Origin of the sequence: Pseudolactococcus raffinolactis NBRC 100932, from assembly GCF_001591765.1 — a bacterium.
Classification (GTDB): Bacteria; Bacillota; Bacilli; order Lactobacillales; family Streptococcaceae; genus Pseudolactococcus; species Pseudolactococcus raffinolactis.
The window spans coordinates 1-22,654 of sequence record NZ_BCVN01000015.1; the positions used below are offsets into that span (position 1 = coordinate 1).

Genomic DNA, 22,654 nt, shown 5'->3' on the forward strand with positions numbered 1-22,654 from the left:
TAAATAATAAGGTGTCTCAGTTTAGAAATTGGGACACCTTATTTTTATTTGTTAAAGTTTGCAATTTATTAAATAGAGGATTACACTAGAGTTATAGAGGTCGTTTCTCTAAAAAATAAAGAAAGAGGTATCTGTATGTTGACGTCAAAAAAAAGGTTTAATTTAGTACATTTTATTTTAGGGTTAGTGTTGTTTGTTACAGGGGTAGTCTCAATTTTTAATCCCTTGAGTAGTTTAATCGCAATCGTTGTTGTTTTTGCAATTTCTGCGATTTTTGAAGGGATTATTCAACTTGTATTCCGAAGTCGTTTACATGAGTATACTGGTTATAAAGCAAATTCAGTTTTAGTATTAGGGATTTTAGATATTCTGATTGGGTTATTTCTTTTATTTAATATGACTGTCGGTATACTCGCCTTACCTTACATTTTTTCAGTTTGGTTCATTATTGACTCAATAGGCGAACTGATTGTTTCGGATATTTTCAAGTCAATTAACACAGGTTATTATTGGTTTAAAATCATCCTGAATATTTTAGGGCTCGTTTTGGGTATCATGATGCTGTTTAATCCCATTGTCTCTGCTTTAACGCTGAGTCTTCTAGTCGGTTTCTACTTCTTATCTTCTGGCATTGATTTTATTGTGACTTCTTTCTAATACGATATAATCAGTCATCCGAATTGCCATTTTGAGCTTATGAGACACAGACTTTTTACTGAAATAGGAATGGCTAGAGGAATCTGGTCATTTTGTTTGCTATCTAAGTAGATAGTGTTTTGGGTAGACACAGACGTATTGCCACGTCAAGATGTATGTTATAATGAGATGATAACATTTTTAAAAAATTGAAAGCAACTTGGGGAGTTTAGCACTATAAAAACATCCCGATCATAAAGGAGAAACATGTCAAAATACGGTTTTTTAGATGCCTTAGACAAGGCTTTAGCAAAAGATTTTACATATGATTATGAAATTAACTGGGATAAGAAAAATCATGCGGTAGAGATTTTTTATCTACTTGATGTTGAAAATCCAGGAGTGGCTGTTACAGATACGGAAGATGATGCTGAAGCTTCAAGTGAGAATATTTCATTTGAAGATGCCGTTGTCTTTTATAATCCTACAAAATCAAAAATCGCTGTTGAGGATTATCTGGCTAGCTTTCCCTATGAGCCTAAAAAAGGTTTATCACAAGAATTTATCACCTATTTCGTGGCTTTCTTACAAGAAACAGCGGATAATGAATTAGATGCGCTGACAGACTTTTTGAATTCTGACGAAGCAGAATTTGCAGGGACATTTAACTTGGAAGCCTTTGAAAAAGGTCTGGCATCCCTAACAGAAACAACGTTTTTTGCCTATCCCAGGTATTAATTAGGAGGACATAATCCATGAAAAAAATAATAGGTTTATTGGCTATTTTGTTGCTAGCGATTCTCACGATTACTGCTTGTGGTGGTAAAAAGACGGATACTAAAAAAACGTCAAGCACGTCCAAAAGTAAGGTAAGCAAGACTGTTTCAAAATCAAGTCAGTCTTCTTCAGCAACGACTAATAGTGATATTTCAGCGTCTACATCAGAATCAGTCCAAGAACATTTACATGGAGAAGCTGAAGAAAGTCAGTGGTCTCAGCAGTCTAGTGAGGCTGCCAAAGTGATGACTGTTGCAGAGGCAAGACAAACTTTGCGTGAGCTTAATATCAACGATGGTAATTTTTCAAATGCCGATATTAATAAGTACATCTTAGAAGCACAGGCCGCAGGTCAAGAATTTGGTGCTTATATGGTAGCACAAGGTTTTGGTGCCTTAAATTAAAGAGCGAGTTATCGCTTTTTTGTGTCAATCAATACTGACTAATCAATTAATAAAAAATATCACTTAAACGACTTGAAGAAATGAGTAAAAACAATGAATAACTGGAATGAATTATCGGTCAAGGTTTCACGTGAAACCGAAGATGCTGTCAGCAATATTTTAATTGATGCTGGTGCACAAGGCGTTGCCATTGAAGACACGCAGGATTATCTAGATAATCTGGACAAATTTGGTGAGATTTTACCTGAGATTGAGCAGCTAGAGACGGTCATCATCAAGGCCTACTATCCAGAAAACCTTTCAATTATTGAGATTGCGGAAAGTGTCAAAGCACAAATTTCAGGTCTTCTTGCATTTGATTTAAATCCTGGGGACTTTACTGTCACCACACAAAGTCTAGCTGAAAATGACTGGTCAGATAGTTGGAAACAGTACTTCTTACCGACTAGGATTTCCCACGGCTTAACCATTGTTCCGTCTTGGACAGATTATGCGCCAGCATCTGCCGATGAAAAAATTATCCGCTTGGATCCAGGCATGGCTTTTGGGACAGGGACGCACCCAACGACTAAACTCTCTTTGTTTGCCTTGGAGCAGACCTTGCGGGGTGGTGAGACACTGGTAGATGTTGGCACTGGCTCAGGTGTTTTGTCTATCGCTGCGCATCTCCTAGGGGCTCAAAACATCCATGCTTTCGATCTAGATGATGTGGCGGTGAAAGTTGCCGAAGAAAATATCCAGCTCAATCCTGATATGACTAACATCATCGTCAAACCAGGAGACTTACTCCAAAACGTGATGATTAAAGCGCATGTCATCGTTGCTAATATCCTAGCCGACATTCTCATGAACGTCATTGACGATGCCTATAACCTCCTGTATGACGGCGGATTCCTGATTATGAGCGGGATCATTGATAGCAAATCACAGATGATTCTGGATAAATGTCATGCGGCTGGTTTCGCCCTTGTGACGCGGATGCAGCAGGGCGAGTGGCACTGTGTCATTTTGCAGAAGGCAGATGACGACGCGAGTGTTGTTGGAGGGTAAGCGCAGATGCAACAGTATTTTTTGAACCAAAACTGCCCAGAGGTTGGCGCTACTTTTAGCCTTGAGAAAGCAGATAGCCACCACCTTTTCACCGTTATGCGAGCCCAGGCGGAAGAAAAAATTCAGGTCGTCTTTTCCGATCAAACCCTCACCTTGGCTCAGGTTAATGGTGATCAGGCAACTTTGATCCTGCTCGAAACTTTAGCAAGAACAGTAGAGCTACCCGTAGGCGTGACGATTGCTGTGGGACTTCCTAAGAGCGATAAATTAGAGTTTATCACGCAGAAAACGACTGAACTTGGGACACAAGCTATCTTGGCCTATCCAGCACAATGGTCAGTGACCAAGCTTGATGCCAAGAAAGCTGCCAAAAAACAAGAACGTCTGCAAAAAATAGCCAAAGGTGCAGCAGAGCAGTCTAAACGCTTGATGATTCCTAAGACAGAGATTTTGAGCAATCTCAAAGCCTTGACTGACCAGTTTGAGCAATATGATCAAGTTCTGGTTGCTTATGAAGAGTCAGCCAAATCGGGCGAAACAGCAGCCTTTGTTGACAGATTATCCCAGTTGAAGGCAGGTCAAAACCTGCTTGTCATTTTCGGTCCAGAAGGTGGATTATCACCAGAAGAAATCGATGTCTTCACGCAACTTGGTGCCGTTAAAATCGGCCTTGGGCCACGGATTATGCGAGCAGAGACAGCGCCTATGTATGTCTTGTCTGCTATTTCTTTTTATACGGAATTAATGAAATAAACACATTTAGGATAGTATCTGCTATTCTAAATGTGTTTTTAATTTCATAAATATTTGAAAACGCATACACATCATGATATGATTTAAGTTAAGAAAATTAGTTTATTGTTTGGGGGATTGATTAATAGGGAGTTGTAATTATGAATTTTAGAGAACTAGGGGCGCTTTATAAAAAAGTACGTCAGTCACGTGGCTATAGTATTAGTGATGTCACAAGCGATTGTTTGAATAAAAGTCAAATATCGAAGTTTGAAAATGGTAACTCGATGCTCTTGCTAGATGGTTTTATGCATGCCGTAGCAGGTCTTAATATGACCATGAGCGAATTTTTCTTAGCTGTTGGGAATTTAGAGGCGGGAAATTTACACAAGTTTGGCGAAAAATTGAAAGACCACATTGATATACATGATATAGATGGTCTTAAAACCATGATTGTGCTGAATCCACGAACAAAAGAGAAGAAAATTTTCAATGTTTTGGTTAAATGTGCGATTCGTGAGTTATCAGGTCAAGATTTATTGACAGACGAGGAGTGTCAGTTTATTGATAAACACCTGACAGATATTGAGGATTGGACGATATTTGACGTCAATATTTTTGGTATGTGCCTAGAAGCCTTAAATACTGAATTAGTTTATCAACTGGGTTTGCAACTTGCAGAGAAAGATAACTTTTACAAAGATTTACCTTACAATGCTCAAGTGGTTAAAAAAACAGTTGTGAATTTATATGTTCATATGATTCTCCATGGACGGTTTGCATATGCTGATATATTTGAAAAAAACTGGAATTGTTGCTAAGAGTTAGCGATACTGAAGAAAGGATTGTCGTCCATATTTTTAAGAAAGTTTCGAAATATAGGCAGGGAAAAGCCCCAAATCTTTTAGCAGAAATTGACAGAGATATTCAGGCTTTAAAAGATTTTGGGGCTCAAGGGTTGGCAAAAATGATTGAAATTTTTTTGATTAATTATGAATAAAACCAGAGGCTGACCTAAGGCAAATTCTATCATGTCATCCTCTGATTTATTTTAAATATTTCAAGGATTTAAAAGTCCACGAAGAAAATCTAACATAAGTCTACCTCCTAATTTGATAGATTTATTTTACCAAATTTATAAGGGGCGAAACAGAGAGTTTCTAACTAGCAACACTTTTTATCAATAACTGTTTCTAGTTAGAAACTTTGCGCAGAGGTGTATTTAGTTTGATACAATTACTTTGTAAGTTTAGTTCGAACGATTTACAAGAATTTGAACAAGAATGACATTTAAATTCTTGTTGGAAAGGAGAAATGTCATGATTAAAAAAATGAAGAAAAATGCTCTATTGGTTGCGATTGTTGCAACTTTGTTTGGTTTGGGTGCGAAAAATGTTGCGTCAGCTGCTCAAGTCGCATCTGTTCCAAGTACTCGGTATGAAATCTGGTATGTTTATGGTGGTTCAAGGACAACTTATACGTGGAGAAATTTGAGTTTCCGAAATGGTTATAGTTATTCGACAACAAGTAAACGTCAAGATTACGGTATAAACCCAGGCTATCTCTACACATATCATTATACAACTTACTAAAAAGCTAACGTGGAGGCTTGTGTACAATACCATTCAAGAAAGTATCACTTCTGATTATCGTGCAACGATTCTCTCGATATTATCGTTAATCACTTCTTTATCCAGTAGTTTTTTCTACCTATTTTTAGGCTTTATTCACCAAAGCTATGGCAGCAAATTGATGCTTGATTTAATTAGTGCACTTGATTTATTCACGATGCTATGTTTTTGTGTGATGAATCACCATATAAGATTAGTGATGAGAAAGGATGCCTAATAATATGAAAAAATTCAAACCAGAAACCCAAAACCATTTCCCAAAAGAATCACCTAATTAAGGCGCAAGCCTTTTTCTTATCTCCAAAAAGTGTTAAAATAGTACTAATTATCATCATTTTAGGAAAGGATTGAGTTTCGACTGAGAGGTATGTCTAGGTTGGCTCAAAAATAAATACTATGGCAAGTGAACCAAATCTCACCGGCGCAGAAGTTGTCGCTTTAACTGAACGCTATATGAATGAGCGCGATATTATTCTGGTCAAAAAAGCGTTAGTTTATGCGACCAATGCGCATAAAGAACAGTATCGTCAGTCAGGCGAACCTTATATCATCCATCCCATTCAAGTCGCAAGTATTTTAGCCAAACTGAAACTTGATGCGGTGACTGTTGCCTGTGGTTTTTTGCATGATGTTGTTGAGGACACAGAAACAACTCTGGATGATTTAGAAGCGGAATTCGGCCCTGAAGTCCGGATTATTACAGATGGTGTGACCAAACTCGGTAAAGTTGAGTACAAGTCTCATGAGGAACAACTAGCAGAAAAACACCGCAAGATGCTCATGGCCATGTCAAAAGACATGCGCGTGATCTTGGTTAAATTAGCCGACCGCTTGCATAACATGCGGACGCTCAAACATCTGCGCCCTGATAAACAAAAACGCATCTCTAGAGAGACGATGGCGATCTATGCGCCACTCGCCCACAGACTCGGGATTTCTCGGATCAAGTGGGAGCTGGAAGATCTCTCTTTCCGATATCTCGATGAAATTGAGTTTTATCGCATCAGAGGCTTGATGAAGGAAAAGCGTACGGATCGCGAACGCTTGGTCGAAGAAGTGACGTCTAAACTCAAAGACTACACCGAAAAAGCGGGCGTCATCGGGGAAATCTACGGCCGTCCTAAGCATATCTACAGCATTTACCGCAAAATGCACGATAAGAAAAAACGCTTTGATGAGCTTTACGATCTGATCGCTGTCCGTTGCATCTTAGAAACGACAAGTGATGTCTACACAACGCTTGGGTACATCCACGACCTCTGGAAACCCATGCCAGGTCGCTTTAAAGATTATATCGCAAATCCCAAGGCCAATGGCTACCAATCTGTACACACCACAGTTTATGGCCCTAAAGGTCCGATGGAATTCCAAATTCGGACACGGGAAATGCATGAGATCGCCGAGTATGGTGTGGCCGCCCATTGGGCTTACAAAGCAGGGCGTAAGGACAAGGTCTCTGCTAATGAAATTACGCAAAATCTTAACTGGATCCATGAACTTGTCGAATTACAAGATGAGTCAAATGACGCTCAAGATTTTGTCAAAGCCGTTCAAGAAGATATCTTGTCTGAAAAAATCTACGTCTTCACACCCGCCGGTGCCGTTCAAGAACTACCAGCAGGGTCAGGACCGATTGATTTTGCCTATGCCATTCATACCCAAGTCGGTGATAAAGCAGTTGGTGCCAAAGTCAATGGTCGCATGACCCCACTCACGCATGTGTTAAAAACAGGTGATGTGGTCGAGATTGTGACCAATAAAACATCATTTGGTCCGAGTCGTGACTGGATCAAGCTAGTCAAAACCAACAAAGCACGCAATAAAATCAAGCAATTCTTTAAAAATCAAGATAAGGAATTGTCAATTAACAAAGGCCGTGATATGTTGCAGGAATATCTGCAAGAGCATGGTTTTGTGGCTAATCAATATCTGGATAGAAAACACCTTGAACCTCTCTGTGATCGCCTCAATTTCAGAGATGCGGAGTCTCTCTACGCTTCTATCGGCTTCGGTGAAACGGGTGTTGTGACCGTTTTTAACAAATTGACCGAAAATGAGCGCCGTGAAATCGAGCGTGAAAAAGCCCGTAAAGAAGCGGAAGAGCTGATGAACGGTGAGGTTAAGACCAAGGCCGATGTCATGAAGATCCGTCATGATGGCGGGGTCAATGTCGCAGGGATTGATAGCCTGCTGATTCGCATGAGCAAGTGCTGTAATCCAGTCCCAGGCGATGATATTGTGGGTTATATCACGAAGGGACGTGGCGTTTCGATTCACCGTAGCGACTGTCAAAATGTGAAGAGTCAAGAAGATTATGAGAATCGTTTGATTGCTGTTGAGTGGGAAGAGCAAATCGGCAACAAAGATTATGTGGCCAATATCGATATTTTTGGCTTTAACCGCACAGGTATCGCCAATGATGTCATGCAAGTCTTGTCGAATACGACTAAAAAACTCATCTCGATCAATGCCCAACCAACTAAAGATTTGAAGATGGCCAATATCCATGTCCAACTTGGGATCAAGAACCTATCAGAGTTGACAACTGTTGTAGATAAGATAAAAATGGTGCCAGATGTTTATAGTGTTAAACGCACAAATGGCTAAAGTAAAAAAAATCGAAAAAAAGTTAAGTTTTTGTTAGCATTTGCTTATCAAATAAGATATAATTAATAGTGTAGTAGTGAGCTCATTACGAAGGTAAGGATTCTTTCCCCCTTTGAACCTTACCAAATTCCCTTTTTTACCATAAAACACCTTGATGGACGCATCGAGGTGTTTTATTTTGGCATTATTTGATAAGAGATCAATAACTTGTATTTTTCAGTCCGAATAGACATTAAACATGATAGAATAGAAAGTATGAAAATTGTCATTCAGCGCGTCAAGCGCGCAAGTTGTCACATTGATCAAGAACTTGTCTCAGAAATTCAGCAGGGCTTGTTACTGCTAGTTGGGATAGCAGATAACGACACCGAACAAGATATTGCCTATGCGGTCAGAAAAATAGCTAATATGCGGATCTTTTCGGATGAACAGGATAAGATGAACCTATCTGTTAAAGATATTCCTGATGGCGCGGTTTTATCAATTTCACAGTTTACCTTATTTGCGGAAACGAAAAAAGGCAATCGACCAAGTTTTACTAAGGCTGGAAGTCCTGACCATGCTAAAGCTTTATATGATAAATTTAACCAGGCCATGGCAGAAGAAGTTCCAACAGTTGTAGGTGTTTTTGGTGCAGATATGCAAATTTTGCTTGAAAATGATGGACCGGTGACACTTGTATTAGAGACTAAAGATGGTCGCGGCTTGTAAAAAAGAGTCTTTTTTGTTCGGAATTTTAAAGTTACAAGTGTACTTCACCTGTGATTTCAATCATTTTTCACGATTAAAAATGAATTCGGCAAAATTGTTGACAATTATCAGATAATTTTGTATACTTATGTCATACTGAATTTTCAGAATATTTTGATGTTTTACGATATAAGAGGAGAAATAATATGAAATTTAAGACTTTAGGAATCATCGCAGTAGCTAGTTTAGCCGCTCTATCGTTGGCAGCATGTGGTGCAGCCCCTGGTGGAAATTCAGCAGCGTCAAAAGGCACAGAAATTGGTAAAACTTTTAAATTAGGTTATGATCTTGAATTGTCTGGTGGTGTTGCAGCTTATGGCAATGCCGGAAAAAATGGTGCTAACTTAGCTGTTGATGAAATCAACAAAGCAGGCGGTATCAATGGCAAACAAATCACAGTTATCTCAAAAGATAATAAGTCTGATAATGCTGAAGCTGCAACAGTTGTCTCAAACCTCATTAATAATGATAAAGTCAACGCTGTGATTGGATCAATGACATCTGGTGCCGTTAAGTCAATGACACCAAACGTGACAAAAGGTGCAGTGCCATTGGTAACACCTGCGGGAACAGATGATACTTTGACTGTTACCAACGGTAAGGTTAATGATTATATCTTCCGTTCAACTTTCCAAGATAGCTACCAAGGTAAAGTTCTTGCTAACTATACGACTAATGAGCTTAAAGCTAAAAAAGTCGTGCTCTACTACGATAACTCATCTGACTATGCCAAAGGTATTGCTAAATCATTTGAGAAAACTTATACAGGAAAAATCGTCGACAAAGTTTCGTTCCAATCTGGGGATAAAGATTTCCAAGCAACCTTGTCTAAGATTAAAAGTGAAGACTATGATGCAATTGTGATGCCAGGTTATTATAACGAAACTGGTTTGATTACGAAACAAGCGCGTGAACTTGGTATTGAACAACCAATCCTTGGTGGTGATGGCTTTGCTGACCCAACCTTCATCACACTTGCGGGTGATGCTGCAGCGACAAACGTCTACTACGTCTCAGGGTATTCGGCTAAAGCACTCGCTAATGAAACAACAACGAAATTTATCGCAGCTTACCAAGCTAAATATAAATCTGAGCCATCAATGTTTGACGCACTTGCTTATGATGCGGTTTACATGGTGAAACAGGCAGCCGAAGATACAAAAGCTAAAACGTCAGTAGATGTTAAAGATGGCCTAGCGAAACTCAAAGGCTTCAAAGGGGCGACCGGTGACATCACTGTCGATAAAGACCATAACCCTGTCAAAGATGCTGTTGTCGTGAAACTCGAAAATGGTAAAGAAGCATCTGCAACACTTGTTAAACCAGACTAATTAAGAATTAGTGTCTAAATCACAAAGTCTGAAGGCTTTGTGATTTATGCGTTAAAATTGGAGAAGAAATGAAAAAAATTGCACTGATAGGCCTTGCGGCAGCGTCAATAATAGCCTTGGCTGCCTGTGGGAGCGCCCCAGGTACCTCAAAAGGTGGCTCGGAAAAAGGAAATGCCATTGGCAAAACCTTCAAAATCGGGTTAAATATGGAATTGTCAGGAGCTTATGCTGCGCCTGGTAATGCTGAAAAAAATGCTATCCAATTGGCAGCAGACGAAATCAATGCTGATGGTGGTATTAATGGTAAAAAAATCCAGTTAGTTGTAAAAGACAACAAAACTGATAACGGTGAAGTTGCAACCGTCGCCTCAAATCTAACCAACAATGACAAAGTAGCTGCAATCATTGGTCCCATGTCATCTGGCGGGACACTTGCTGCAACACCAAATGTGACCAAAGCACAAGTCCCATTGATTACACCGACTGGGACAAATGATAGCCTAACGGTAAAAAATGATAAGGTACAACCTTATATTTTCCGGACGATTTTCCCAGATGCATTCCAAGGTAAGGTCATCGCTAACTATACTGAAGAAACTTTAAAAGCTAAAAAAGTCCTCGTTTATTATGATAATTCTTCGGATTATGCACGTGGCATTTTAGGAACTTTTAAAGACAATTATAAAGGTGAAATCGTTGATACCCTTAGTTTCCAAGGTGGAGACAAGGACTTCCAAGCAGCTCTTACCAAGGTCAAAAATAAATCATTTGATGCGATTGTCCTGATCGGTTATTATGCCGAAGGTGGTTTACTCACCAAACAGGCGCGTGAAATGGGATTGAGTCAACCGATTGTTGGTGGAGACGGTATCTCTGACCCAACCTATACTGAGTTAGCAGGCAGTGCTGCAACGGATGTGTATTATGTTGCTGGTTTTTCTACAAAAGCACCCTTTAATGATAAAACAACAGCATTTATCAAGGCCTATAAAGCAGCTTATAACGAAGAACCTTCAGCTTTTGCGGCCTGTGCATATGATGCGGTTTACATGATCAAGCAAGCGGCAGAGGATGGCAAAGTTAAGAACTCCGCCGAGTTGGCTAAGGCTTTAGCAAAAGTCAAAGGCTTGGTTGGCGTGACAGGGACGATAGATATCGATAAAAATCATAATCCTGTTAAGTCAGCTGTCATGGTCAAATTAGAAGATGGTAAAGAAGCTTCCGCTGAGATTGTGAAGTAATTTTCGCTAGAATCTTACTCTTTATCAGAGATTTGAGATGAAATAGCAACAAAATCCGAACGTTTGAAGTTAAATTTAAACGTTTTTTTGATAAGAACAGAAAATTGCTTGACAACTTTCTGAAAATTGATAAAATAATATATAAAATTATTGCCGAGGGCCTGAAACAAGGCCTCACCCTTTAGTTTATAGGAGAAGATCATGAAAAAAATGTCAAAAGTTCTCGTCGGTTTAACAGCTGTAGTAGCGATTCTCGTCTTAGCTGCTTGTAGTGCAGCACCTGGTGAATCAACCAATACGACAGGTAACCGAATTGGGAAAACATTTAAAATGGGTTATGACATTGAAATGACAGGTGCCGTTGCCGCTTACGGGAAAGCTGGCGAACGTGGGGCAGATATGGCTGTCGCAGAAATCAACGCGGATGGTGGTATTAATGGCAAAAAAGTTGAAGTGATTAAGAAGGATAACAAGTCTGATAATGCAGAATCTGCGACTGTCGCAGCTAACTTAATGTCAAATGATCAGGTTAATGCTGTCATCGGAACGAACGCGTCATCACAAACCAAGGCCATGATTCCCAATGCTAATAAATTTGCAGTTCCCATTGTTGCGCCAACTTCAACCAATGATGAGTTGACCCATCAAGGCAAGAAGGTCGAAAAATTTGTGTTTCGTGCGATTTTTCCAGATTCATTCCAAGGTAAAGTCATTTCAGACTTTGTCACAGATACATTAAAATCGGATAGCGTTGCGGTTTACTACGATAATTCATCAGATTATGCCAAGGGGCTTTACCAAAATTTCAAAAATAATTATAAGGGACAGATTGTCGATGTGGCGACCTACCAGGCGGGAGATAAGGACTTTCAAGCGCAGCTATCTAAATTATCGAAAGAAAAATTTGGTACCTTGCTTGTCCTAGGCTACTATCAAGAGGCAGGAATTTTGGTCAAACAAGCGCGTGAGTTGGATATTAACGTACCAGTTATCGGAGGTGATGTTCTCGCGGACCCGACCTTCTCGAAACTAGCAGGACCTGATGCGGCTAATGATATCTATTTTGTCTCAGGTTTTTCAAGTCTCAAGCCAGCTAACGCTAAAACAGAAGCATTCATCAAACACTATAAGGCCAAATACGGTGAGGCTCCGTCTGCGTATGCTGCCTGCGCTTATGATGCTGTGATGATGGTCAAGGCTGCAGCAACCGCTGAAAATGCTAAAACATCAGTAGATGTCGCCAATGGCCTTGCTAAAATCAAAAATTTCGAGGGTGTGACAGGTCAGATCACGGTCAATCAAAATCACGACCCGGTTAAATCAGCCTACTTGGTTAAACTTGAAAAAGGAAAAGAAGTTTCAGCAGAGATTGTCAATCCATAAAGCAAACAAGTAGTGAGGTTAACTTATTTTTAAAAATAAAATAGATGAAACAAAAAACCAAAAGGAGGAGCTGTTTTGCTCCTCTTTTTGGTTTTTTGATCTGACGATTAAATAATCAAGGCACCATATTGTATTTTTGACTATCCTTTATCACCTCTTTTTTTCGTTTCAAGCTGCTTGATAAAGAGCGCCAAGTTACCTTTATTATGCCAGTCCATGTAAAACAAAGAGATTGGAAAAAAGGGAACATCTTGAAGATTTTTTTCAGGTGGCTGATTAGAAACAATACCATCAGGCTTTTCACCATTTAGCTGTTCATAAGTATAGATCTCGATTGGAGATGATGTGCCATTGATAATTTGAGTGATAAGCGCTTGTCGATGAAGTGAGGAAATACTGCTTTGTACTAGAAGTTTGATTGGTTGGTGGTGTTTCGCTGAAAGAATCCACAATAAGATTGTATAGTAATGCCATAAACTGGGAAAGTTTTGGATGAGTGCTCTAATTTCGTCATTTTCCTTATAGAGACTTTTAGTAAACTTTTTGATAAGTTTAGGGACAGTATCATCAACTCTATTAAACTTTTCGACACTTTTCACCAAGTCAAGTGTTTTGGCGCGACCGCTAAAAATAGCAGCTTCACGATGAAAAAGTGCTAAGTTATAAGTTAGGTATTTGATTTCATGTTGTTTTAATGATAGCTGAGATTTCTCTTGAAATTGCGTCAGGAAATATTGAATGCTAGGAGAATTGTTGGACGGGATTTGAAGCAGATATTGCTCACATTCCTCTGGCGTAAGTACATTGGCACGACAAAAGAGAAAATATAAGTAGCGGCATTCTTTTTGTTTTGTTCGCAAATCAGGACAATCGTTTAAAAATTCAAAGCCATCTATTTTTTTGAAAAAATCATCATATTTAATAAAAGGAGAGTCTTGTATTATAAAATCCTCTTCTGAGTCTATAAAAAAACCAAATTTACTAGACATTTGAAAAATATAAAAACCTAATTTTATTTTTGATAGGGTAGTATGTGTGATATGTGGTACAACGTCTAATACTAGTTGTGTAACTTGATCAAGACTTGGAGAAGTCGTGATAATCTGATCTATATTGCAACCTAGAAGTAGGTTGTAATATAGAAATCTAATTTGATGTTCTTCACCTTGGAGTGGATTGTTTTGAAGAAAACTAATTTTGCAGTGATAAGGTTTAAGAAAGTCATTTAATTGTTTGATGTGGAGAGAAGCGTTGGATCTACTGAGTTTTAAATCAAGATATAATTCTGTAAAAGTGATTTTTGGATTCGTTAAAATACTCATGATAATCTGATATTTGACAGATTTTTGAATCAAATAGTGGTACAAGTCAAAATAGTTAAAGTCTGTTTTCAATAATATTTTGAGTTTACCTTTTTCAAGTGTAAAGGTCTTTAAATCATTTCTTTCACAATATATTAACAAGGTGTAAAGATAAGTTTTGATTGTTTTTTGGGTGAGATTAAGTTCAGTCTCTAAATCGTTAAAAGAGATCTCTTTTGTAGGCTTCTTGCTAACTTGACTAACAATTTCTAAAATATGTTTATATTGTTTGTCTAATAGAAAAGTTTCCATATAAAGTGCCTCCATCATTTCTAGTTATATTAATTAGTATATAAAATTTTTATACAAAGGGGAAATATTATTATCAATACTTCTTTTTATTTTAAGGGATTTGAGTACTCAACCCTTTATTTTAACGGAGTTCTTATTTTTTGCCTCTTTTTAGGGATTTTTTGGGGTCTTTTAATGGGGTCTCTTTTTTAAAAAAAGTGGTATTCTAATAGACGTACATGAAATTAAAATATTTGTGTTGCACATTAAAATAATAGTAGCTATTAAATTGTTTTTTTATTAAAAATAGCTAATATTAAAAAAGGGGGTGATTAGGATGAAAAAGACAATTTTGGTTGTGCTATCTTCTATGTTATTAAGTGGATCGTTACTTGCTAACGCCGATGCGATAAGTCAAGAAACAACTGAAACTGGCATTGTATTTACACAAAAAAAAGTAGTCAGTTCTCCGCGTAATCCAAAAGATCCGAGGGAACCATTTATAGGGAAGCAAGGCTTTATCGACACTTTCGAAGATGATAATGAACAGAATCATTCGCTAGCGACACAAGCGAATCCGAAACTTTTAAGTTGCAATGAGGAAACAGACTTCGGCTTGTCTCATGTACCTGCGAATCTATCATTACAATTGATCATGTTAAAACAGTTTCTCAATTTGCAAATCAAGAACCATTGTTGATTCAAGGTGCAAAAACAGAAATCACACAAACTAGTCCGGTTAATTTCTTAAAATCTAATCCAAAAGCAAAAGGTGACACTTCTGCAATATGGACAGATGCTTCAGATGTAAAAATCCATATTCCTGCAGATAAAATCACTAAGGGTATGCACAAAGCAACAGTTGATTGGACTTTGGTAGCGGGTGCTAACTAATTGCTCCAATCTAAATCGTATCAAAGCAACGACAGATGATCCAAAGTGGTCAAGTAAGACTTGGGAATGGAACAAAGACTTTACTGTCTTGCCAGATGAAGCTAAAAAGGGAAATTCTCAGGCGATTAATGATCCAAGACCTGAGAAAGTGCCAACGTGGGTTTACTTTGCGATTGGTGGATTAATATTATTGGTTCTGTTACTTATTCTATTGTTGCTCATTTTAAAGAAACGTCGTAAAAAGAAAGAAGTTGAAGAAAAATGATTGATCTTAGAGGTAACAGAGTTAAGGGGAGCATGGTGAAAAAAATTGTTAAGTGTCTGTTATTGGCGCTTATATTGGTCGTATCTACGGGGTCGGGTCGCTTCATATTTCAGCTGAAACTTATGGAGAATTTCAAGTAGAAAAAGTAGCACCATCGCAGGCCACTGTTACCGAGTGCCGGAAGTGGTGCTGACACCACAAATAAACTTCCTGTGACAGGAGAGCAAATAGCTATTTGGACTGTATTTGGTGGATTGCTCCTGCTCGCTTTTGTGCTTCTTCTTATTGCTCTGAGAAAAATAAAAGAAAGGGTGGCAGATGACGTTTTTGAAAAATAAAAAGCACTACGTGTGTGCATCAATGGCTATTGCCATCGCTTTAAGTATGATGCTCGTTGGAACGAAAGCGAAGGTGAGATTTATACCTATAACATTTATGTTTATAGTGAATCAAATCCAAATACCACCTATACTTATGTTGACCCGTGGACTGGCTTGTCATTTAAGTCGGATAAAGTAACAGTTGGTAGTGAGAAAGTTGGGAATTATGTGCCAGCTCATGTGGGTAATACGATTGATTGGACAAATAAACTTTATACCGAAACGAATGTCCCAACAGGTTATGTTTACGTCCCAAGTCGTCTGTTACCACCGACTATGTCACAGCCAACAACGACAGAAGTCAAGGATGCTGTAACACCATCAAATACGATTATTTATGTCTACGATCCTAGCTATAAGGGAAGTTTGACACTTTCTACTGTACCCAATCTTGATTTTGGTGCCCAATTAATTTCACCTGAAAATAGAGGCAAACTCTATCCAGTAACTTTTTCAGATGACTTAACCGTGACTGATGACCGTAGAATTGTTAAAGATGGCTGGCATTTATCAGTTCAGCAAGCAGCACCTCTTACATCAACAGACGGTAAAACGGTGTTAAGAAACGCCATTTTCTTTCGTGAAGTAGATGGTGGGACACTAAAGCCTCTAGAAGGTGGTGGTGATCTAGCTGTTTATAACTATGTATCTCAAGCAGCTTTAGGGGTTCAAGAAATAGTTAAACCAACAAGTAATTGGAACAAAAAAGCAGATGGAGCAGGTTTCTACCTTAAAGATAATGGTAAATTGAAGGCAGGAGATTATTCGACTGTTCTAACATGGACATTGGGGGCAGGACCAAGTCAGTAACTGATGCAATGTGTAACCTTTTAGCAGGTTTACTAATATAAGATGAAAAAATAGCACTTTCAATCAAGTATTCAGATTGAAAGTGCTATTTGCTTAAATTTTATATATTTTGTTACTGGTAAGAAAAGATAAAGAGACTGTGAGAATAATACTTTTTTGGGAGAAGCAAAACGCCCACTCTTAAATTGAGTGGACGTTTTTGATTTAATAATCCATGTGGATGTAAGATGCGGCATTTTTAGGAATGGTACGGATGCTAGTTTTGCCTAAGCCAGCTGCGGCGTTCATTTCTTTGACAGTGACAGTATCACCAGAAACACCGATAACAACTGCAACGTGACCATAAGTGGCATCAGCTCCTGCACTACCAGGTGCAAAGACCGCAATGGTCAAATTGGCAACAGGTTGGTCATCAACACGGAGCCCTTCACGGCTGGCATTGGCTGCCCAGTCTTTAGCGTTGCCCCACCAATCACCCATACGTGCTTTGAAAACGTCTTTGGCATACCATGTACAGTTTCCAGCAGTGTAAGTGTTACCAGTGCTATAAGGACCTTGGTTGACATCGATTGGTACCGCAAGGTCGCCATCAAAATCAACATAATCTTTGAGTAAGTCATACCATTTTTGAGCATTTTGCTCGATGATACTTACTTGTGTTTGAGGATCTGTTAATGCAACGCCCTCATAGTAAAGTGACCAGTCAAGACTTGCTTGTTTTGGATCCGTTGCATTACCAACGATATCTTTAACCTTGGTGAAAGCACCATTTAATTCCGTAGAAACTAACTTGAGCTGCACATCAAGTGATAAGGTTCTGGCTTCAGCTTTAGACCAACGGTTACCATTGATCATATTAGACCAACCAGACCACTGGAAAACACCAGCTACGCCGCCAGAATGATTGACAGCTTCGGGATTGAAACCTGATTCGCGTTCAGCTACTGCCATTGCGCCTGAAGCACCTTCAAGTGTGAAACCTTCTTGTGCCATCAAGTGATTCGCGATATCAATGGCGTTTTGCGCATTAGCTATGGTTAGATTAGTCTCGCTAGCTAAGGTTTCTGCTGTAATGGTTAGGATACCACCTTTGATCGTCTGGGCAGGTTTGATAACTAATTCCTGACCCGCAAAAATATAATCGGGGCTAGGGAGTTTTGAGTGCTTGGTGATGTCCTCAACTGAGACCTTTTGTGCTTGCGCGATGTCCCATAAGGTGTCACCAGGTTTAACAATATAGGTTACAGCTGGGATGATGATGGGGTCAGGGCGCTTGGCAGCAACAGCAGGTTTGATGATCAGTTCTTGGCCAATATAAATGAAATCTGTATTGGTCAGCTTAGAATTTTTAATGATATCCTCAACTGAGACGTTTTGCGCTTGTGCGATGTCCCATAGCGTATCGCCAGGTTTAACGGTATAGGTTATAGCTGGCTGAGCTTTTGCAGGCGCTGCTGGTGTTGCAGTAGCAGCGACTGCTTGCGCTGGTTGGCTAGTTTCAATTGTTTGACCTGCTACAATTTGAGCAGGATTCGAAATCCCGTTGAGTGCCGTGAGTGCTTCAACACTCGTATTAAATTTTTGCGCGATATGCCAAAGGCTATCGCCAGGTTCAACGGTGTAAGTGTCTGCCGATGCAGCATTTGAGAATGCTAAAACACCCGCGACAGTACTAGCACTTAGCGCAAATTTCACTGTAGTTTTCTGATAATTATTGATGGTTGGTTGATCGTGCTTACCCATGTATTCTATCCCTTCTTTATGATACGGTAATTTACTATATGTTCTATATTATATCACAGACTACCTCAAATACGAAACAATAGATAAATTTTTGATTAAGAATCAATTAAATCAATCGAACCAACTTGAATTTTCAGAAAATTATGGTAAAATGAGTAAGATAATTATCTAATTTAGCGGGACATGATAAACGTTTCATGTCGCTTTGAAAGATATGACATAATAAATTAATAAAATGGAGAAAAGCAATGCAAATTATTGTCAATGGCTTGATTCTCGGTAGTGTCTACGCGCTGATTGCGCTTGGTTATACTATGGTTTACGGGATTATTAAGCTGATTAACTTTGCGCACGGCGACGTCTATATGATGGGCGCTTTTATGGGCTATTATTTTATCAACAGCTTACACATGAACTTTTTCGTCGCCCTGATTTTATCAATGGCGGGTTGTGCCTTATTAGGTATGGCCATCGAATTTTTGGCCTATCGCCCTTTGCGGAAGTCGACCAAAGTCGCAGCCTTGATTACAGCGATTGGTGTGTCATTTTTACTTGAAAATGTCATGATTTATTTCGTTGGCTCTGCCTCACGTCAATTTCCGAGTGCCATTAAGGTGAGCAAATATGCCTTTGCTGGCGTTACCATCACCAACGTTCAGTTGATGATCCTGGTGACAGCCGTGATTTTGATGGTGCTCTTGCAGCTCATCGTCAAAAAAACGAAGATGGGGAAAGCCATGCGTGCGGTCTCTGTCGAAGCTGACGCAGCCCGTCTGATGGGGATAAATGTCGATCGGACGATTAGCTTCACCTTTGCTCTAGGCTCAGCACTTGCTGGTGCGGCAGGTGTTTTGATCGGTCTTTACTACGGTTCAATCGACCCACTTATGGGAATGGCGCCAGGGCTAAAAGCCTTTGTTGCGGCTGTTCTCGGTGGGATCGGTATTATTCCTGGTGCCGCGCTCGGTGGGATTGTTATTGGTCTACTCGAAACAGTGGCGCAATCCTTGCCTGGTAAGCTTTCCTGGGTTGCAGGTTACAAGGATGCCGTTGTTTACGCCGTCCTCATTATCATTCTTTTAATCCGTCCTGCCGGCATTCTCGGTAAAAACGTGAAAGAGAAGGTGTAAGCTGATGAAAAAAAATCTAAAAACAAATCTCATCTGGCTAGCGATTATTGCCGTTGTCTATGCGATCCTTTCAGCCTTAATCGTCGCGGGCATCATTAATGCTTTCGTTGCACAGATCATCACGCAAATCGGGATCAACCTAATCGTTGCTGTCGGCCTCAACCTCGTCATCGGCTTTACAGGACAATTCTCGTTTGGCTCGGCTGGCTTCATGGCGATTGGCGCTTATACATCGGCCATCGTCACAGCACGTATGGCACCGACTTGGGGCACGATCTTCTTGTCAATGCTGATTGGCGCGATTATAGCCGGTATTGTTGCAGTCATCGTTGGCTACCCAACCCTACGTTTGAAGGGTGATTACTTGGCCATTGCGACGCTTGGTGTTTCTGAAATCATTCGGATTTTGATCATGAATGGTGGCGATTTAACCAATGGTGCAGCCGGTTTATCAGGGATTATCCTCTTTACAGACTGGGGGATGACTTTCATCTTTGCAGTTGTAATTATCATTCTGATTCTGAATTTCATCAATTCACCATCAGGTCGTGCCACGCTTTCCGTTCGTGAAGACGAAATTGCTTCTGAGTCCATGGGTGTCAATGTTACACGTGTCAAAGTGATTGCGTTCACGCTTGGTGCTATGGTGACAGCCATTGCTGGTAGCCTCTATGCAGGCTTTATCGGAACGGTCACACCGAAAGACTTTACTTGGATGAAATCGGTGGATGCCTTGATCATCGTTGTACTTGGTGGTTTGGGTTCTATCACAGGGACTGTTATCGCAGCCATTATTTTAGGCTTACTCAACATGTTCCTTCAAGATTTCGGTGCTATCCGAATGATTATCTACTCACTTGTCTTGATCTTAGTGATGATTTTCCGTCCGGGTGGCTTGCTTGGCACATGGGAATTCAAAATCTCACGGTTCTTCAATAAAAAAGAAAATAAGGAGGCTAAATAATGGCGCTTCTTGAAGTTAAAAATCTAACTAAAAATTTTGGTGGCTTGACGGCTGTCGGTGATGTGAATATCGAGCTTGGTGCTTCGGAACTTGTGGGTCTTATCGGGCCAAATGGCGCTGGTAAAACAACACTATTTAACCTTTTGACTGGCGTGTATGAGCCATCTGAAGGAACGGTGAGTTTAGATGGTAAAATTCTAAACGGTATGCCGACTTATAAAATCGCTGCTGCTGGTTTATCACGGACCTTCCAAAATATCCGCTTGTTTAAAGATTTGAGCGTTTTGGAAAATGTGTTGATTGCTATGGGCACACGTAAAAAATCTAAATTGATCGAATCATTTTTGCGCTTGCCAGGCTATTATAAGCAAGAAGCAGAAATGAAAAAAGAAGCACTAGAATTACTGGCCATCTTTGACTTAGATGTCAAACATGATAGCTTAGCGAAAAACTTGCCTTATGGTGAACAACGTCGTTTGGAAATCGTTCGGGCACTTGCAACACAACCTAAAATTCTATTTTTAGACGAGCCAGCAGCCGGCATGAATCCGCAAGAAACAGCGGAATTGACAGCCTTGATCAAACAAATTCAGCAACAGTTTAATATCACAATTCTTTTAATCGAACATGATATGAGCTTGGTTATGAATGTCACAGAGCGGATCTACGTGCTGGAATATGGTCGCCTCATCGCCCACGGTACACCAGATGAAATCAAGCATAACAAGCGCGTAATCGAAGCATATCTAGGAGGAGAAGCATAATGGCTATGTTAGAAGTTAAAAACCTTGACGTCCATTATGGTGTCATCCAAGGTGTTCGGAACGTCTCTTTTGAGGTCAATCAAGGCGAAGTTGTTTCCTTAATCGGTGCCAATGGTGCTGGAAAAACGTCGATTCTTCGGACGATCTCAGGACTCGTGAGACCTTCTAATGGGACAATTACCTTTGAAGGACAAGAGATTCAAAAAACACCCGCTCAAAAAATTGTGGCAAGTGGTCTATCTCAAGTCCCAGAAGGCCGTCATGTTTTCCCAGGCCTCTCTGTCTTAGAAAATTTGGAAATGGGTGCCTTCTTGCGTAAAAATCATGAAGAAAATGCCCAAAATCTCAAGCACGTTTTCCAACGTTTTCCACGTCTGGAAGAACGTAAAACACAGGATGCTGCAACCCTTTCAGGCGGTGAACAACAAATGCTTGCCATGGGCCGTGCATTAATGAGCCAACCTAAGCTCTTATTGTTGGATGAGCCATCAATGGGATTGGCGCCCATCTTTATCCAAGAAATTTTTGAGATCATCAAAGATATCCAAAAACAAGGCACAACTGTTTTATTGATCGAGCAAAATGCCAATATAGCGCTCTCTATCGCTGATCGCGGTTATGTTTTGGAAACAGGTAAAGTCATCTTATCTGGTACAGGTAAAGAATTACTTGCGTCAGATGAAGTCCGTAAGGCTTATCTAGGTGGATAATCTAAAAATGAGGCTGTTGCCTTAAAAGTACGCAGTTGAAGCGTGCTTTTTTGCTAATATTCGTGGTAAAATAAAAGTAATGATAGGGTTATAAGAAAGTGAGTAAACAACTATGGCAGTAAAAGATTTTATGACCAAAAAAGTCATCTACGTCTCTCCGACGACTAAAGTAGCAAAAGCTGCTGATATCATGAAAGAACAAGGGATTCATCGACTTCCTGTGATTGAAAATGATAAATTAGTCGGCTTGGTCACAGCGGGTACGATTGAGAAGGCAAGTCCATCTGTGGCGACGTCCTTATCCGTATATGAGATGAACTATTTATTGAATAAAACGACAGTCGGTGAAGTCATGATTCGTGAAGTTTTGACGATTTCAAAATATGCGTCACTTGAAGATGCCGTCTATCGTATGCGCCAGAATAATGTCGGTGTTTTGCCAGTCGTTGATCATGATCAAATCAGCGGGGTGATTACGGATAAAGACGTTTTTGGTGCCTTCTTGAAAATTGCAGGCTACGGAGAATCGGGCGTTCGGGTCCGTCTACTCATGCCGGATGTCATGGGATCTTTGGCTAAAGTTGCAGATCTCCTAGCTGATAAAGCTTTAGATGTTAGAAGTATCGTCCAAATCAACAACGACAATAAAAAGACAGTCGTTGAAATCCAATTGACAGGCACACTCAGCCCGGAAGAAATTGAACAAGCTTTAGTTGCCGCTGGATTTGAAGTCGATGAGATTCATGAGACTGAAAGCAAGCTAGTTAGGTAAACTGCTCCGCAATTTCAAATAAATATGGTAAAATAGACGAATAAGTCTATTTTTTATACCGAAAATAAAGTCATGAACGATTTAGGCT

The 22,654-nt window shown here is 39.7% G+C and carries 25 protein-coding genes; 23 read left to right on the forward strand and 2 right to left on the reverse strand.

Features of this window, described 5'->3' with window-relative positions:
* Positions 1-135 precede the first annotated feature (135 nt).
* From LRA01S_RS05845 to LRA01S_RS05910, 13 genes are all read left to right on the forward strand, one after another.
* Positions 136-657: an HdeD family acid-resistance protein gene (locus LRA01S_RS05845; protein WP_061774680.1), complete on the forward strand. Its 522-nt coding sequence runs from the start codon at positions 136-138 to the stop codon at positions 655-657.
* Positions 658-903: 246 nt separating this feature from the next.
* Complete coding sequence (locus LRA01S_RS05850) at positions 904-1,374, forward strand: DUF3013 family protein (protein ID WP_061774681.1); 471 nt, start codon at positions 904-906, stop codon at positions 1,372-1,374.
* 17 nt (positions 1,375-1,391) lie between these two features.
* A complete protein-coding gene (locus LRA01S_RS05855; RefSeq protein WP_061774682.1) occupies positions 1,392-1,817 on the forward strand; it encodes a hypothetical protein in 426 nt (141 codons plus the stop codon).
* A 93-nt stretch (positions 1,818-1,910) separates the two neighbouring features.
* The gene (gene prmA / locus LRA01S_RS05860) at positions 1,911-2,867 is read left to right on the forward strand and encodes a 50S ribosomal protein L11 methyltransferase (RefSeq protein WP_061774683.1); all 957 of its coding nucleotides are present in this window, start codon (positions 1,911-1,913) and stop codon (positions 2,865-2,867) included.
* A 6-nt stretch (positions 2,868-2,873) separates the two neighbouring features.
* The gene (locus tag LRA01S_RS05865; RefSeq protein WP_061774684.1) at positions 2,874-3,620 is read left to right on the forward strand and encodes a 16S rRNA (uracil(1498)-N(3))-methyltransferase; all 747 of its coding nucleotides are present in this window, start codon (positions 2,874-2,876) and stop codon (positions 3,618-3,620) included.
* A gap of 140 nt (positions 3,621-3,760) precedes the next feature.
* Positions 3,761-4,420, forward strand: coding sequence for an Rgg/GadR/MutR family transcriptional regulator (locus LRA01S_RS05870; protein ID WP_061774685.1), 660 nt, complete (start codon positions 3,761-3,763; stop codon positions 4,418-4,420).
* Entirely contained in the window at positions 4,411-4,599 is a 189-nt protein-coding gene (locus LRA01S_RS11070; protein ID WP_061774686.1) for a hypothetical protein, read from the forward strand. The genes LRA01S_RS05870 and LRA01S_RS11070 overlap by 10 nt, the downstream gene beginning before the upstream one ends.
* 319 nt (positions 4,600-4,918) lie before the next feature.
* Positions 4,919-5,191 carry a hypothetical protein gene (locus LRA01S_RS05880; RefSeq protein WP_061774687.1) on the forward strand — a complete coding sequence of 91 codons (273 nt, stop codon included), beginning with the start codon at positions 4,919-4,921 and terminating at the stop codon, positions 5,189-5,191.
* A 435-nt stretch (positions 5,192-5,626) separates the two neighbouring features.
* On the forward strand, positions 5,627-7,837 hold the full coding sequence (locus LRA01S_RS05885) for a RelA/SpoT family protein (protein ID WP_061774688.1): 2,211 nt from the start codon (positions 5,627-5,629) through the stop codon (positions 7,835-7,837).
* Positions 7,838-8,092: 255 nt separating this feature from the next.
* On the forward strand, positions 8,093-8,548 hold the full coding sequence (dtd, locus tag LRA01S_RS05890; protein WP_061774689.1) for a D-aminoacyl-tRNA deacylase: 456 nt from the start codon (positions 8,093-8,095) through the stop codon (positions 8,546-8,548).
* Positions 8,549-8,733: 185 nt separating this feature from the next.
* Positions 8,734-9,918: an ABC transporter substrate-binding protein gene (locus LRA01S_RS05895; protein ID WP_061774690.1), complete on the forward strand. Its 1,185-nt coding sequence runs from the start codon at positions 8,734-8,736 to the stop codon at positions 9,916-9,918.
* Positions 9,919-9,986: 68 nt separating this feature from the next.
* On the forward strand, positions 9,987-11,159 hold the full coding sequence (locus tag LRA01S_RS05900; RefSeq protein ID WP_061774691.1) for an ABC transporter substrate-binding protein: 1,173 nt from the start codon (positions 9,987-9,989) through the stop codon (positions 11,157-11,159).
* A 201-nt stretch (positions 11,160-11,360) separates the two neighbouring features.
* Positions 11,361-12,542 (forward strand): ABC transporter substrate-binding protein, encoded by a 1,182-nt coding sequence (locus LRA01S_RS05910; RefSeq protein ID WP_061774693.1) that lies wholly within the window; start codon positions 11,361-11,363, stop codon positions 12,540-12,542.
* 140 nt (positions 12,543-12,682) lie between these two features.
* Here LRA01S_RS05910 and LRA01S_RS05915 read toward each other — a convergent pair whose 3' ends face one another.
* Entirely contained in the window at positions 12,683-14,155 is a 1,473-nt protein-coding gene (locus LRA01S_RS05915) for a helix-turn-helix domain-containing protein (RefSeq protein ID WP_061774694.1), read from the reverse strand.
* A 316-nt stretch (positions 14,156-14,471) separates the two neighbouring features.
* On the opposite strand from LRA01S_RS05915, the gene LRA01S_RS05920 reads away from it, so the two are divergent.
* The 5 genes from LRA01S_RS05920 to LRA01S_RS05935 all read left to right on the forward strand — a co-directional run bounded on the left by LRA01S_RS05920 (position 14,472) and on the right by LRA01S_RS05935 (position 16,483).
* Positions 14,472-14,834, forward strand: coding sequence for a hypothetical protein (locus LRA01S_RS05920; RefSeq protein WP_061774695.1), 363 nt, complete (start codon positions 14,472-14,474; stop codon positions 14,832-14,834).
* Entirely contained in the window at positions 14,831-15,028 is a 198-nt protein-coding gene (locus tag LRA01S_RS05925) for a hypothetical protein (RefSeq protein WP_144259886.1), read from the forward strand. The genes LRA01S_RS05920 and LRA01S_RS05925 overlap by 4 nt, the downstream gene beginning before the upstream one ends.
* On the forward strand, positions 15,018-15,293 hold the full coding sequence (locus LRA01S_RS05930; protein ID WP_061774697.1) for a hypothetical protein: 276 nt from the start codon (positions 15,018-15,020) through the stop codon (positions 15,291-15,293). Before LRA01S_RS05925 ends, LRA01S_RS05930 begins: the two co-directional genes overlap by 11 nt.
* Before the next feature lie 164 nt (positions 15,294-15,457).
* Positions 15,458-15,631 carry an LPXTG cell wall anchor domain-containing protein gene (locus LRA01S_RS10780; protein ID WP_082785407.1) on the forward strand — a complete coding sequence of 58 codons (174 nt, stop codon included), beginning with the start codon at positions 15,458-15,460 and terminating at the stop codon, positions 15,629-15,631.
* Between the two features lie 12 nt (positions 15,632-15,643).
* Entirely contained in the window at positions 15,644-16,483 is an 840-nt protein-coding gene (locus LRA01S_RS05935; RefSeq protein WP_061774698.1) for a WxL domain-containing protein, read from the forward strand.
* A 204-nt stretch (positions 16,484-16,687) separates the two neighbouring features.
* Here LRA01S_RS05935 and LRA01S_RS05940 read toward each other — a convergent pair whose 3' ends face one another.
* Complete coding sequence (locus LRA01S_RS05940) at positions 16,688-18,226, reverse strand: phage tail tip lysozyme (protein ID WP_061774699.1); 1,539 nt, start codon at positions 18,224-18,226, stop codon at positions 16,688-16,690.
* Positions 18,227-18,474: 248 nt separating this feature from the next.
* Here LRA01S_RS05940 and LRA01S_RS05945 point away from each other — a divergent pair, with 248 nt between their 5' ends.
* The 5 genes from LRA01S_RS05945 to LRA01S_RS05965 all read left to right on the forward strand — a co-directional run bounded on the left by LRA01S_RS05945 (position 18,475) and on the right by LRA01S_RS05965 (position 22,566).
* On the forward strand, positions 18,475-19,356 hold the full coding sequence (locus LRA01S_RS05945) for a branched-chain amino acid ABC transporter permease (RefSeq protein WP_061774700.1): 882 nt from the start codon (positions 18,475-18,477) through the stop codon (positions 19,354-19,356).
* 4 nt (positions 19,357-19,360) lie between these two features.
* On the forward strand, positions 19,361-20,320 hold the full coding sequence (locus LRA01S_RS05950; protein WP_061774701.1) for a branched-chain amino acid ABC transporter permease: 960 nt from the start codon (positions 19,361-19,363) through the stop codon (positions 20,318-20,320).
* On the forward strand, positions 20,320-21,084 hold the full coding sequence (locus LRA01S_RS05955) for an ABC transporter ATP-binding protein (protein ID WP_061774702.1): 765 nt from the start codon (positions 20,320-20,322) through the stop codon (positions 21,082-21,084). The genes LRA01S_RS05950 and LRA01S_RS05955 overlap by 1 nt, the downstream gene beginning before the upstream one ends.
* Positions 21,084-21,794 (forward strand): ABC transporter ATP-binding protein, encoded by a 711-nt coding sequence (locus LRA01S_RS05960; RefSeq protein ID WP_061774703.1) that lies wholly within the window; start codon positions 21,084-21,086, stop codon positions 21,792-21,794. Before LRA01S_RS05955 ends, LRA01S_RS05960 begins: the two co-directional genes overlap by 1 nt.
* A gap of 112 nt (positions 21,795-21,906) precedes the next feature.
* On the forward strand, positions 21,907-22,566 hold the full coding sequence (locus tag LRA01S_RS05965) for a CBS and ACT domain-containing protein (protein WP_061774704.1): 660 nt from the start codon (positions 21,907-21,909) through the stop codon (positions 22,564-22,566).
* Positions 22,567-22,654 lie beyond the last annotated feature (88 nt).

Excerpts from the sequence above, each read along its gene's own strand:
- LRA01S_RS05870 (WP_061774685.1), top strand. The coding sequence starts at position 3,761 with ATGAATTTTAGAGAACTAGGGGCGCTTTATAAAAAAGTACGTCAGTCA.
- LRA01S_RS05885 (WP_061774688.1), top strand. The coding sequence starts at position 5,627 with ATGGCAAGTGAACCAAATCTCACCGGCGCAGAAGTTGTCGCTTTAACT.
- LRA01S_RS05915 (WP_061774694.1), bottom strand. The coding sequence starts at position 14,155 with ATGGAAACTTTTCTATTAGACAAACAATATAAACATATTTTAGAAATT.
- LRA01S_RS05940 (WP_061774699.1), bottom strand. The coding sequence starts at position 18,226 with ATGGGTAAGCACGATCAACCAACCATCAATAATTATCAGAAAACTACA.
- LRA01S_RS05880 (WP_061774687.1), top strand. The coding sequence starts at position 4,919 with ATGATTAAAAAAATGAAGAAAAATGCTCTATTGGTTGCGATTGTTGCA.
- LRA01S_RS05950 (WP_061774701.1), top strand. The coding sequence starts at position 19,361 with ATGAAAAAAAATCTAAAAACAAATCTCATCTGGCTAGCGATTATTGCC.
- LRA01S_RS05920 (WP_061774695.1), top strand. The coding sequence starts at position 14,472 with ATGAAAAAGACAATTTTGGTTGTGCTATCTTCTATGTTATTAAGTGGA.
- LRA01S_RS05855 (WP_061774682.1), top strand. The coding sequence starts at position 1,392 with ATGAAAAAAATAATAGGTTTATTGGCTATTTTGTTGCTAGCGATTCTC.
- LRA01S_RS05865 (WP_061774684.1), top strand. The coding sequence starts at position 2,874 with ATGCAACAGTATTTTTTGAACCAAAACTGCCCAGAGGTTGGCGCTACT.
- dtd (WP_061774689.1), top strand. The coding sequence starts at position 8,093 with ATGAAAATTGTCATTCAGCGCGTCAAGCGCGCAAGTTGTCACATTGAT.
- LRA01S_RS05910 (WP_061774693.1), top strand. The coding sequence starts at position 11,361 with ATGAAAAAAATGTCAAAAGTTCTCGTCGGTTTAACAGCTGTAGTAGCG.
- LRA01S_RS05850 (WP_061774681.1), top strand. The coding sequence starts at position 904 with ATGTCAAAATACGGTTTTTTAGATGCCTTAGACAAGGCTTTAGCAAAA.
- LRA01S_RS05955 (WP_061774702.1), top strand. The coding sequence starts at position 20,320 with ATGGCGCTTCTTGAAGTTAAAAATCTAACTAAAAATTTTGGTGGCTTG.
- LRA01S_RS05945 (WP_061774700.1), top strand. The coding sequence starts at position 18,475 with ATGCAAATTATTGTCAATGGCTTGATTCTCGGTAGTGTCTACGCGCTG.
- prmA (WP_061774683.1), top strand. The coding sequence starts at position 1,911 with ATGAATAACTGGAATGAATTATCGGTCAAGGTTTCACGTGAAACCGAA.
- LRA01S_RS05960 (WP_061774703.1), top strand. The coding sequence starts at position 21,084 with ATGGCTATGTTAGAAGTTAAAAACCTTGACGTCCATTATGGTGTCATC.
- LRA01S_RS05895 (WP_061774690.1), top strand. The coding sequence starts at position 8,734 with ATGAAATTTAAGACTTTAGGAATCATCGCAGTAGCTAGTTTAGCCGCT.
- LRA01S_RS05965 (WP_061774704.1), top strand. The coding sequence starts at position 21,907 with ATGGCAGTAAAAGATTTTATGACCAAAAAAGTCATCTACGTCTCTCCG.
- LRA01S_RS05900 (WP_061774691.1), top strand. The coding sequence starts at position 9,987 with ATGAAAAAAATTGCACTGATAGGCCTTGCGGCAGCGTCAATAATAGCC.
- LRA01S_RS05845 (WP_061774680.1), top strand. The coding sequence starts at position 136 with ATGTTGACGTCAAAAAAAAGGTTTAATTTAGTACATTTTATTTTAGGG.